This is a genomic window from Sporosarcina sp. So3-204 (assembly GCF_058068165.1).
This window is the reverse complement of the sequence record NZ_CM176485.1, coordinates 386191-397240: the sequence shown is the minus strand read 5'-3', so window position 1 is coordinate 397240 and position 11050 is coordinate 386191. Positions and strand designations below refer to the sequence as shown.

At 39.0% G+C, this 11050-nt stretch carries 10 protein-coding genes and 1 riboswitch; of the genes, 2 read left to right on the top strand and 8 right to left on the bottom strand.

Going from position 1 to position 11050, the window contains the following annotated elements:
* Positions 1 to 2: 2 nt before the first annotated feature.
* From AC3RV6_RS01910 to AC3RV6_RS01890, 5 genes are all read right to left on the bottom strand, one after another.
* On the bottom strand, positions 3 to 998 hold the full coding sequence (locus AC3RV6_RS01910; RefSeq protein ID WP_489747789.1) for a FecCD family ABC transporter permease: 996 nt from the start codon (positions 996 to 998) through the stop codon (positions 3 to 5).
* A complete protein-coding gene (locus AC3RV6_RS01905; RefSeq protein ID WP_489747788.1) occupies positions 991 to 1977 on the bottom strand; it encodes an ABC transporter substrate-binding protein in 987 nt (328 codons plus the stop codon). The genes AC3RV6_RS01910 and AC3RV6_RS01905 overlap by 8 nt, the downstream gene beginning before the upstream one ends.
* A gap of 117 nt (positions 1978 to 2094) precedes the next feature.
* A riboswitch (cobalamin riboswitch) is annotated at positions 2095 to 2283 on the bottom strand.
* Between the two features lie 75 nt (positions 2284 to 2358).
* Positions 2359 to 3531: a M20 metallopeptidase family protein gene (locus tag AC3RV6_RS01900; protein WP_489747787.1), complete on the bottom strand. Its 1173-nt coding sequence runs from the start codon at positions 3529 to 3531 to the stop codon at positions 2359 to 2361.
* 114 nt (positions 3532 to 3645) lie between these two features.
* The gene (argS, locus tag AC3RV6_RS01895; RefSeq protein ID WP_489747786.1) at positions 3646 to 5313 is read right to left on the bottom strand and encodes an arginine--tRNA ligase; all 1668 of its coding nucleotides are present in this window, start codon (positions 5311 to 5313) and stop codon (positions 3646 to 3648) included.
* Positions 5310 to 5795 carry a YwiB family protein gene (locus AC3RV6_RS01890; RefSeq protein ID WP_489747785.1) on the bottom strand — a complete coding sequence of 162 codons (486 nt, stop codon included), beginning with the start codon at positions 5793 to 5795 and terminating at the stop codon, positions 5310 to 5312. Before AC3RV6_RS01890 ends, argS begins: the two co-directional genes overlap by 4 nt.
* A gap of 168 nt (positions 5796 to 5963) precedes the next feature.
* Between AC3RV6_RS01890 and AC3RV6_RS01885 the strand changes: the two genes are divergently transcribed.
* Positions 5964 to 8021 (top strand): transglycosylase domain-containing protein, encoded by a 2058-nt coding sequence (locus AC3RV6_RS01885; RefSeq protein WP_489747784.1) that lies wholly within the window; start codon positions 5964 to 5966, stop codon positions 8019 to 8021.
* 388 nt (positions 8022 to 8409) lie between these two features.
* Here AC3RV6_RS01885 and AC3RV6_RS01880 read toward each other — a convergent pair whose 3' ends face one another.
* Positions 8410 to 8928 (bottom strand): YwhD family protein, encoded by a 519-nt coding sequence (locus AC3RV6_RS01880; protein ID WP_489747783.1) that lies wholly within the window; start codon positions 8926 to 8928, stop codon positions 8410 to 8412.
* 66 nt (positions 8929 to 8994) lie between these two features.
* Here AC3RV6_RS01880 and thmT point away from each other — a divergent pair, with 66 nt between their 5' ends.
* Positions 8995 to 9180 (top strand): 2-hydroxymuconate tautomerase, encoded by a 186-nt coding sequence (gene thmT, locus AC3RV6_RS01875; protein ID WP_489747782.1) that lies wholly within the window; start codon positions 8995 to 8997, stop codon positions 9178 to 9180.
* A gap of 36 nt (positions 9181 to 9216) precedes the next feature.
* On the opposite strand, the gene AC3RV6_RS01870 is transcribed toward thmT, so the two are convergent.
* Positions 9217 to 9723 carry a YwgA family protein gene (locus AC3RV6_RS01870; protein WP_489749162.1) on the bottom strand — a complete coding sequence of 169 codons (507 nt, stop codon included), beginning with the start codon at positions 9721 to 9723 and terminating at the stop codon, positions 9217 to 9219.
* 15 nt (positions 9724 to 9738) lie between these two features.
* Entirely contained in the window at positions 9739 to 11037 is a 1299-nt protein-coding gene (locus tag AC3RV6_RS01865) for an HD domain-containing protein (RefSeq protein WP_489747781.1), read from the bottom strand.
* Between the last annotated feature and the right edge of the window lie 13 nt (positions 11038 to 11050).

Genomic DNA, 11050 nt, shown 5'->3' with positions numbered 1-11050 from the left:
AACTACATAGCCCCTTTTCTACGTTGTCTGTAAAAGATAAATGCGAAAACAGGTGCGCCTATAAACGATGTAATGACACCGACTGGGAGCTCTGATGGAGAAATAATTGTTCGTGCGACTAGATCACAAATAATCAGAAGAGACGCGCCGTTTAAAAAGGATAGCGTCAGTAAATGACGATGATCTGAGCCCCATAAAAGCCTTGTCATATGAGGAATAACGAGTCCTACAAAACCGATTGTACCAGATACAGCAACTGCTGAACCCGTTAATATCGATCCTCCAATTAAAATCATAAACTTACGTCTGCCTACATTCACACCTAGATGTTGTGCACGCTCTTCACCGAATAACATGACGTTTAACTCGCGCCTATTAAACCACAGCATAAGTGAACCGATAATGACAAATGGTAAAATCATTGTGACGTAATTCCAGCCACGCATCGAAACACTGCCTAGCAACCAACCGATTACTTGTCGAAGTTCTTCACCTGTCAAAGCAATCATGAGTGAGAGAATAGAACCTAAAAAAGAACCGAAGATTATTCCAGTTAATATTATGGTTTCCATTTTCATTGCACGATCAACAAGTCGCGCAAACCCAAGAACGAGGAACATTGTAAGCGCCGCACCAACCATACTAAATACAGGTAATGTGTAGTTGCCGAGAATTGGAATTGAAATACCGAAAAAAAGTGTCATCACGGCACCGACTGAGGCGCCGGATGACACTCCGAGTGTGTATGGGTCTGCAAGTGGGTTCTTTAAAAGCCCTTGAAAAGCTGCACCAGAAATCGCAAGTGACGCACCTACAAGACCAGCAAGCACAACACGCGGCATCCGAATTTTCCATAAAATATTCGTTGCCGTCACATCTACACCTGAATTCCAAAACGTGCTAATCGGTATTTGAACAGTTCCGATTGTTACACCGAGCCAGATTGCCCCAACGAGTGTGGCAATCGACACAATGTAGGCGACGCTTGATTTACTCACCAAAAACCTCAGGGTAAATTGCTTTCGCTACTTCTTCAAGTCCTTCGGCAAGACGGGGACCTGTACGGCTAGTTGTATTTGAGTCAACTTGGACAACCGCATTTTCTTTAACAGCAGTAATGATATCAAAGCCATCACGCTTTTTAATGCTTTCTATAATATCAGGCGCGTCATATATAACGACAATTACATCCGGATTTTCTTTTACAATAGCTTCTGGATCTATCTTGATCCAACCTTCGTCAGTGACCATATTTTTAGCACCAATCATATCAAACATTTCTTGGATGAAAGTTCCTGTACCAGGTGTATAAATATCAGGGACATCAGACGTTTCAACGAAAACTGTTTTTTCTTTTTCAGCTGTTGCTGTTTTAGCAACTACCTCTTCAACTTTAGCTTTCATATCCTCAACAATCTTTTCAGCTTCTGCTGTCTTACCTGTTGCTTTACCTATCGTTTCAATTGTCGTATACGTTTCTTCAAAATTCATAGCATTTTTCACAACGAATACTGTAATTCCTGCGTCGCGAAGTTGTTGTAGTCCTTCATCGCCCATGCCAATATTCATTCCATGCGCAAAGACAATATCAGGATTTTTCGCAACAATCGCTTCTACGTTAAATTCCTGACCACCGATTTTGTCGATTTTAGCAACTTCAGGTGGATAGTCGTCAAAGTCATTTACACCGACTACTGCATCACCAAGTCCAAGCGCAAATAAAATTTCTGTATTACTAGGCATTAATGAAACGATTGATTCTGGTGCTTTTTCAATCGTAATTTCATTGTCAACTTCATCGGTAATTGTGACCGGAAATGCCGCTTCGTCATTAACTTCAACTTCTTGTGTATCTACAACTTCTTCTTTCGGTGCATCTTCTGTAGCTGGTTTCTCTGGTGCTGCTGTAGAACCACACGCCGCTAGCATAAAGACAGCAAGAACTGCCGTTAGCCATAACTTCCACATATTTTTCATTGTTTTTCCTCCTGTTTTTGCCAAACGAAAACCCCCGTATGACTACGGAGGAATAAGTTGTGTAAAAATCTGCATATGAAAATGCGCTGACTTTCACAAATCCTATCCACGTAGGGTCATAAGTGATTCATAAAGGCAGGTCTCCTGGCTCGTGTTCATAGCGTATCGCATCTTCCCAGAAAAGTTTCTCCAGTGACTATTAGCGACTTGCTCACACATACAGTGGCGGGACCGCGTCGGCATTCAACCGACTTCCCTATTAACCCCCACTTTTTCAAGCGGGGGACCTTTATGTTTGGTATGTAGTTTTTTCTTCACTTTCCAGTATACTACAAAGTTCACAACTGTCGAGAAGGTAAACTACTTAAAAGTTAACACTATTTATTTTTGCGCTTCTAAATAAGTTGCAGCAAATACTTTCGTCGTCATTTCCATCGCATTTTCATCAAAATCAAATTTCTCATGATGATGTGGATACACTCTATCTTTATCAGATAATCTTGCACCAATGAAGAAATAAGCACCCGGTACTTTTTGCAAGTAGTACGAGAAATCTTCAACCGGCATAATTGGCTTCGTTTCAACAAATGCATCTTCGCCGAATGATTCCGTAACTGCACGTCGAACAACATCTACTGGTTCAGTATGGTTCCATAATGAATCATAACCGCTTACAATATCCACTTCTACTTCACAGCCAAGTGCCACGCCGACAGATTTTGCAATCTCCGTAAGACGACGTCCTGCTAACTTACGTAAATCCTCATCAAAAACACGTATCGTACCAGTCATCTCAGCTTTTTCCGGGATGACGTTATCTGCATCACCAGCGTTGAATTTACCAACTGATACGACAAGTTGTTTTAAGGGATCTGCATTTCTACTTACAATAGATTGCAGCGCAACCATGATATGACTCCCAGCTAAAATCGGATCAATTCCAGTATGTGGTTCCGCGCCATGTGTTCCTGAACCTTTTACAACTATCTTAAATGAATCTTCAGATGCCTGTAAATAACCTTCGCGTGTGTAAACAAAGCCGGCATCAAATGTTGACTGTAAATGCGCACCGTAAATGAAATCGACCCCATCAAGACAACCATCCTCAATCATACCAAGCGCGCCACCAGGGGATTGCTCCTCACCAAATTGATGGATAAGCACGATATTCCCTTCAAGTTGGTCTTTCACCCCATTCATCACTTTCGCAAATCCCAGCAACGAAGATGTGTGCCCATCATGACCACAAGCATGCATTACGCCAGGAACAGTCGATTTATAAGGTACATCTTTTGCATCTTGAATTGGCAATGCATCAAAATCAGCTCGAAAAGCGATTGTCTTACCAGGTTTTCCACCATAAATTTTGCCCACAACACCTCGTCCACCTACACCACGCCTAACTTCAATACCAAGGTTTTCTAAGTAAGAAGCGATGAATTCTGGTGTTTCTACTTCTTGATGGGATAATTCAGGATGCATATGTAAATGACGTCTAACATCAATTAATTCCTCTTTGTTTCCTGCAATTTTATCAAAAATAAGATCTTTCATATTATGTCAACTTCCTTTCTTCTATTTACTAATTGCCAGTAAAGCCCGACATGATTACCTGCTTACAAAATCTATAAAAACAGCTACCGCATTGAATCATACGGTAGCTAATAACTACATTCTTTCAGGTGCAGATACACCAATAAGTTTTAAGGCATTCGCAATTGTTGTACGCGTCGCAGTAATTAAAGCCAAACGTGCTTCAGACAATTCTTTATTATCAGAATCTAACACTTTTTCAGCATTGTAGAATGAATGGAATGTCGCAGCAAGTTCTTGAATATACGTTGCAACACGATGTGGTGAACGCGTTCTAGCTGCATCAGCAACTACTTGCGGGAAATCACCAATCTTTTTCAATAAATCAATTTCACGTTCCGCAATTAACAGTTCAACATTTTCTAAAGAAGCATTGAAATTCATTTCCTCAGACTGTCTCAAAATAGATGATATACGTGCATGTGCATATTGCGCATAGAAAACTGGATTTTCGTTCGATTTAGATACAGCTAAATCCAAGTCGAAATCCATTTGTGCATCGCCAGAACGCATTACGAAGAAATAACGAACTGCATCTAGACCTACTTCCTCAACAAGTTCACGTAATGTTACAGCTTTTCCAGTACGTTTACTCATCATCATACGCTCGCCGTCTTTGAATAAATGAACCATCTGCGAAACAATTACTTCAAGGCGGTCTTTCCCGTATCCAAGCGCTTCAATTGCTGCTTTCATACGTGGAATATAGCCGTGGTGATCCGCACCCCATATATTAATGAGTGTATCGAAGCCACGTTGAATTTTGTCCTCATGGTAAGCAATATCAGGCAAGATATATGTGAATGAACCATCTTTTTTAATTAACACACGGTCTTTATCATCACCAAATGTTGTTGAACGGAACCAAGTAGCACCGTCTTCTTCAAAGATATGACCATTTTCACTTAACTTTTCAAGCGTCGACTCGATTTTACCGCTTCCGTATAAAGTAGACTCAGAAAACCAATTGTCAAATTGAACACGGAAATCTTCTAAATCTACTTTTAATTTTTTAAGTTCGTAAGCTAAGCCATAAGAACGGAAAAAGTCATAACGCTCTTGGTCCGGTACGTTTTTATATTTATCCCCAAATTGTTCAACGAGGCTTTCACCAAGTTCAATAATGTCTTTCCCTTGATAGCCGTCTTCTGGCATTTCTCTTTCTTCACCCAACGCTTGAAAATACCTAGCTTCAACCGATATTGCTAAATTTTCTATTTGATTTCCAGCATCATTTATATAATATTCTCTTGAAACATCATACCCCGCTAAATCAAGCACATTACAAAGAGAATCCCCTACAGATGCACCTCGTGCATGTCCAAGATGGAGATCTCCCGTCGGATTCGCAGATACGAATTCAACTTGAATTTTCTCGCCTTTACCTGCATTTGAGCGACCATAATCAGCGTTTTGATTTAGAACCATTTTCACTATTTCTTGTAAATAATCTTTCTTTAACGTGATGTTAATAAAGCCAGGACCTGCAATATCAACTTTTTCAATTGAAGCACTCGCTTTATCAATATGTTGGACAATCGCTTCAGCAATTGCACGCGGTGGCTTTTTAGCAAGTTTAGTTAATTGCATAGCAATATTCGTTGCGTAGTCCCCGTTCTCTTTACTTTTAGATGTTTCAAGGTAGATATCTGGCATATCAGCCGTCTCTATAAGATCTGCTTCTACCACTGCTTTATGTAGCGCTAACTTAACGTCATTTTGTATTTGTTCAACTGCGTTCATGTTGTTCCCTCCGTATATGTAATAGTCAATTCGTATGTTCCTAATAAAGCACCTTCGGCATGTAATTCATAGACTACGTTAAAACGGCCTTGTTGTCCCTTTTTAATTGCCAGTTTTTTAGTTTTCACCAGTAATTTAAAACTTGCAGGTCCATTGCCATAAGTACCTGGTAATTCACTATCCACATTAAATGGTAAGCGCATATCCAAAGCGCCTTTTCTTAAAATAAGTGCGTCATTGTCCCCCATTTTAACAGTCGTTCTAATTTCCTGACCATCTGTTGTTTCCACGAATTTCAGGTAAGATGTTCCTGATTTCTCTATATAAGTACCTGTCGCTTCCAGTTTGTGTGTCTCTACATCTTGTCCAGGATGTTGGATTGAAGACTGAAGTTGGATGAGTACAGGTTGGTCAATCGCAATCGAATCCACATCATTCACCGCCCTATTATATCTACTTAAGTGAATACGTACTAATTTCAAGAAAGTTAACCTTGCTCAGGATTAACTAAATATCTTTTCATTATATCCTTCTTCTACCCTACATTTCAATAAAGCTTATCATTTATAGAAAAAATCATTATATAATCCGTTTAATCTTCCGTCTTCGGTCGCATACTACAAACAACGACTTGGACGGGGTGGGATGGTATGCAGCGAACAACTTTTGTAAAAAAGAAGAAAAAGAGAATGTTTTGGCGGCGCTTCTTATTGCTTACAATTACAGTTATTACCGCTGCACTGACCTCATATGGCGCGCTACTTCTGTATGCTCAAATAACCGGTGCGCCATCGCTTAGTGTCCCAAAGTCTTCCGTTTTTTTAGATAAGGACGGCAAACAAATCGGTGATAAGTTCTCTGCCGAACGAAGGTATTGGGTCTCTCTTGATAAGGTTTCCCCTTTTCTTGTAGATGCAGTCATCGCAACAGAAGATAGAAACTTTTATAAACATAATGGATTTGATTATAGAAGAATCGCAGGCGCCGTTTTGAAAGACATTAAAACGCGACGTAAAGCGGAAGGTGCTAGTACAATTACACAGCAATATGCACGTAATTTGTATTTAACACATGCCAAAACATGGAAACGTAAAGTTAATGAGGCATTGTACGCTTTTAGAATGGAAAGATTTTATGAAAAAGATACCATACTAGAAGGTTATTTGAACACTGTTTACTTTGGTCATGGTATGTACGGCGTGGAAGCAGCAAGCAAGTTTTATTTCGGTAAGCCAGCAATTGATTTAACTCTAGAGGAATCGGCCGTCATCACAGCGATTGCCAAAGGTCCATCTGCTTATTCACCTGTCGACAATCCGGAGAACTCCAAAGCGCGCAAAGAACTTGTATTATCCTTGATGGTCGCGCAAGGAGTCGTCACTGAAAGACAAGCTGATCGCGCAAAAGATGAAAAAATTGTTTTGAAAACACGTGAATGGGTCGACACGAAACTTGTAGCCCCGTACTTCCTCGACGAAGTATGGCGAGAAGCTGAAAAAATACTGACTGAGAAAGGGCGCAACCCTGCTGAAGGCGGTTGGTCTATACAAACAACGCTTAATGTACATCATCAACAAACTGCGGAGGAAGTAATCGCCAAATGGATGCCAGAAAACGAGTTACAACTTGGCTTTATGTCAATTGAACCAAATACCGGGGGAATTACTTCGCTCGTGGGTGGTGTTGATTATACAGAAAGTCCCTTTAATCGTGCGACACAGGCTAAACGGCAACCCGGTTCTGCAATAAAACCAATACTTTATACAGCTGCACTGGAAAATGGCTATAATCCATTAACGTTTTTAACTGCTGAGAAAACGATTTTCACTTACGATGAAGGTCGCTCTACTTATGAACCGAAAAATGTGAACGGTAAATTCGCCAATCATCCAATTTCATTGGCACAAGCGATTGCCATTTCGGATAATATTTTTGCAGTAAAAACGTTAGAAGACATCGGATATAAAGATTACAGTAATATGGCCAAACGTCTTGGCATTCAAGCAAATATTCCGCCATCGCCAGCTACTGCACTTGGCACATCAGATGTTACATTGTTGGAAATGACGAATGCTTTTAACAGATTTGCATCAGGCGGAACTGAAGTAGTGCCCACAACTATTATTTCTATTGTAGACACAACTGGTAAAACCATCTACGAAAAGAAAATAAAGAAATTAAAACAAGTTATTTCTGAACAAGATGCATTTATAATGACACATCTTTTAACTGGTATGTTTGATCCTGTTTTCAATGATTATTCAACTTCAACTGGCTTGTCTATGCGTCAGAACCAAACAAGACCGTATGCAGCTAAATCTGGTACGACGGTTTCTGATCAATACTTAATTGGCTATTCTCCTTCAATTACTGCTGGTATTTGGACTGGCTACGATATAGGCGAACAAATAACAGATGCTAGGGACAAAGCTGCTTCAAAGAAAATATGGATTGAATTCATGGAATCAATTCATAGCGGCATACCCCCTGAACCTTTTATTCCGCCAGATGGCGTAAATGGTGTAATTGTTGATGTAGAGACAGGCGGTTTAGCAATTTCAGAATGTGAACGCCAGCGACTCGTTTATGTAAAAGAAAAAGATATGCCTCAAAAACTTTGTACTGATAAAAGCCTTAGAGAATTACGCGAATCTGATAAAGATGTCGACAAAGGATTTAATTTATTCCCGTTTTCATTCTTCGATTAACAGGTACGGGTTATGGTTTCATTAATTTTGCACGTAAAATCAGCGGTACGGAAATAAATTCATCTGCAGCAAGTACAAAGTATGCCGATGTGAAATTAAAAAAGCTTCCCTTTCCCATTTACGGGAGAGAGAAGCTTTTTTTACCTACTCTGTGTGGCTTTAAAAAAAGAAATCATGCTTGGGTTTGTCTGACTTCATAATCAAAAGCACACGGCATTTCGGTAGTCCTAGCTTACTTGGCAAGCTATGTTTTTAAGTGTACTTCCTTTTTGATAGACATTCAACCTCTACATCAATTCTACAGAAATAAACATATTTCAAACTAAGTTTAATCCTCAATTAAGCAGAGTTTTAAAGTCTTTTTATGCAAATACGTACGAAGCTTAAATTAATCAATCTTGAGAGATTCGTGCAATGCCGAATTACTATTATTCCATAATTCTTTATTATGACCGACTAAGAACTCAGTAAGTACACGCTTAGAAGTATCATCCATATCATCTACCATAATATTTCTTTTAATGGATTTGTCCATTTTGTTCATATGTTCAATAAAGTTTTTATATCCTCGGCGTTTTTCACGATTCACGACCATTTCACACGCTGTTACGCCCGCATAATAAGGACCGTTTTCTTTATAATCTATCGTTACCCAAATAAGCCAATACTGTTTGCCGCCTTCGGAATCTTCACGGTCCATCGTGAATTTAATGCCGCGTTCCAAAGTACTTCTTGCATGCATTGCCCCAATTTCGATTGTAGCAACCTCGTCTTCTACGTCAATAACGACTGGTGACACGTTCTCCAAAGACAATGACCCAATACCGAAACCTTTATGCCCGTCCGTTGGATCGTCTTTTATAATCGTAAAGCCCATCTTAGGCTGTGGTTTCTTTTCATTTTCCATCCGTTAATCCCTCCAAATATGCTATTATCCATAGTATACTGGATATTAGTGAGGAGGGGAAAATAAATGCCGTATGTAACTGTAAAAATGATCGAAGGACGTACTGATGAACAAAAACGTGCTCTTTGCGAAAAAGTAACAGCTGCCGTCTCTGAAACGACTGGCGCACCTGTGGAAAATGTTACTGTTTTCATAGAAGAAATGTCTAAAAACAATTATGCTGTCGCAGGAAAACTTTTTAGCGATAAATAATCATTTTAAAAAAGCTGACCCGTGAAGGTCAGCTTTTTATATATTAACTTGTAACTCTAATTGTCCAATAAATTCAAATGCCTCTGCCATTTCCGCATCGGTAAACTTTAATTTGTTTTTCACAATATGTACCTTCTTTATCTGCTCTTCTTTTTCTAGATGGTCGAAATAAAGTAATGTAGACACAAGTTCAAGAAAACGAGAACTTTTAACTTGCATCATATCAATAAAGCCCTCGAGACGGTCATGAATATGATCATTTGTTTCCGAAAATTGAACACCTTCGTTCGTGACATTGTATTGGTATTGAACGTACGACCCTTTATTTACAAGCTCTTCATTTAAAAAACCCATCTTACAAAGCTCTTCAATGCGAAGCGTTAACTCTTCCGAATAAGGTCCATACATATGGAGTTCGTACTTTTCAGCAAATGGGAAATTCATTTTCTTCGCAATATAAATCATTTTTTGAAACTTTTTACGTCCAGTGACTTCATTGGCCAATAAAACAAATTGTACAATCTTTGCGTGCTCTTGTAGCAATTTAGACACCCTTTCCTATCCTTTTAACATTTGGAGAATTTGACGATACAATGGATTTTCTGCTTGACCTGCTGCTAATATATCCTCAGGAAAATAAAGCTTATGATCGGTTCTTATTTTACCGGAAATCGCCTCAACAATATCTGACGACCGGGATATCTCACTTAATTCTCCATTAGGCTTCTTCAGAAAAATGGGTAAACGTTCGTTTTCTTCTCCTGGTCGATAAAAATCGTATGGCAAATCTGAAGAAGAATCAACAACTAGATAATATTCTGGATCAAGTCCAGCCTGTTTAAACAGTTCTCCTAATTCATAAATCTTTTTATATTGTGTTGCTGGATTAAATTCAACATATTGAAACAATTTACGGTTAATAAATCTATTGCTTAAGTCCGCTAAAATAGGATCTGACTCTTTTATCCAAAGCTGGAAGTACGTAGTCATAACACCTTCATCTAGCGATATATAGTCTTCTAATAAAAATGTACGATCAAAAAACGTTAGAAAATGAACAGGTTCTTGTTTAAATTGATAGCCTGATTCATAAAGATATTTGGCGCGATGTAAAATCTTCGTTAAAATAACTTCTGCACTTCTTGATACTGGATGGAAATAAACTTGCCAGTACATTTGATAGCGACTCATAATATAATCTTCTACAGCATGCATGCCAGTAGATTTGATAACAACTTGGTCTTGAGTTGGACGCATAACACGTAAGATTCTCTCCATATCAAAATGGCCGTAAGATACACCAGTAAAATAGGCATCTCGTTGTAAATAATCCATTCGATCCGCATCAATTTGACTCGATATTAGACTGACTACTAGTTTGTCTGGGTACGTTTTCCCGATTACATCCGCTACTTTTTGTGGAAAATCAGGAGAAACCCTACTAAGCACTTCATTTACTTCAGTATCACCAAGTAAAATAGCTTGTGTAAATAATTCATGATCGAGATTAAAAACATTTTCAAAGGCATGTGAATAAGGCCCATGTCCCAAATCATGTAATAATGCAGCGCAAAGAGCAACGAGTCGCTCATCGTCATTCCATTCAGGTCTTCCGCTAAAACCATCATCTACAATGCGCCGAATAATTTCGTAGACACCCAATGAGTGATGAAATCTGCTATGTTCTGCCCCGTGAAATACGAGATAAGTTGTCCCAAGCTGTTTAATACGGCGTAATCTTTGGAATTCTCTCGTTCCGATAACATCCCAAATTACTTTATCACGTACATGAATATAGCGGTGCACAGGATCTTTAAATACCTTTTCTTCCGCAAGCTTCTCATTTTTGTACCCCATTTGCACACCTCCG

Bases quoted from the DNA above. Each gene is read 5' to 3' on its own strand.
- thmT (WP_489747782.1), top strand. From the start codon at position 8,995: ATGCCGTATGTAACTGTAAAAATGATCGAAGGACGTACTGATGAACAA.
- AC3RV6_RS01865 (WP_489747781.1), bottom strand. From the start codon at position 11,037: ATGGGGTACAAAAATGAGAAGCTTGCGGAAGAAAAGGTATTTAAAGAT.
- AC3RV6_RS01885 (WP_489747784.1), top strand. From the start codon at position 5,964: ATGCAGCGAACAACTTTTGTAAAAAAGAAGAAAAAGAGAATGTTTTGG.
- AC3RV6_RS01905 (WP_489747788.1), bottom strand. From the start codon at position 1,977: ATGAAAAATATGTGGAAGTTATGGCTAACGGCAGTTCTTGCTGTCTTT.
- argS (WP_489747786.1), bottom strand. From the start codon at position 5,313: ATGAACGCAGTTGAACAAATACAAAATGACGTTAAGTTAGCGCTACAT.
- AC3RV6_RS01900 (WP_489747787.1), bottom strand. From the start codon at position 3,531: ATGAAAGATCTTATTTTTGATAAAATTGCAGGAAACAAAGAGGAATTA.
- AC3RV6_RS01880 (WP_489747783.1), bottom strand. From the start codon at position 8,928: ATGGAAAATGAAAAGAAACCACAGCCTAAGATGGGCTTTACGATTATA.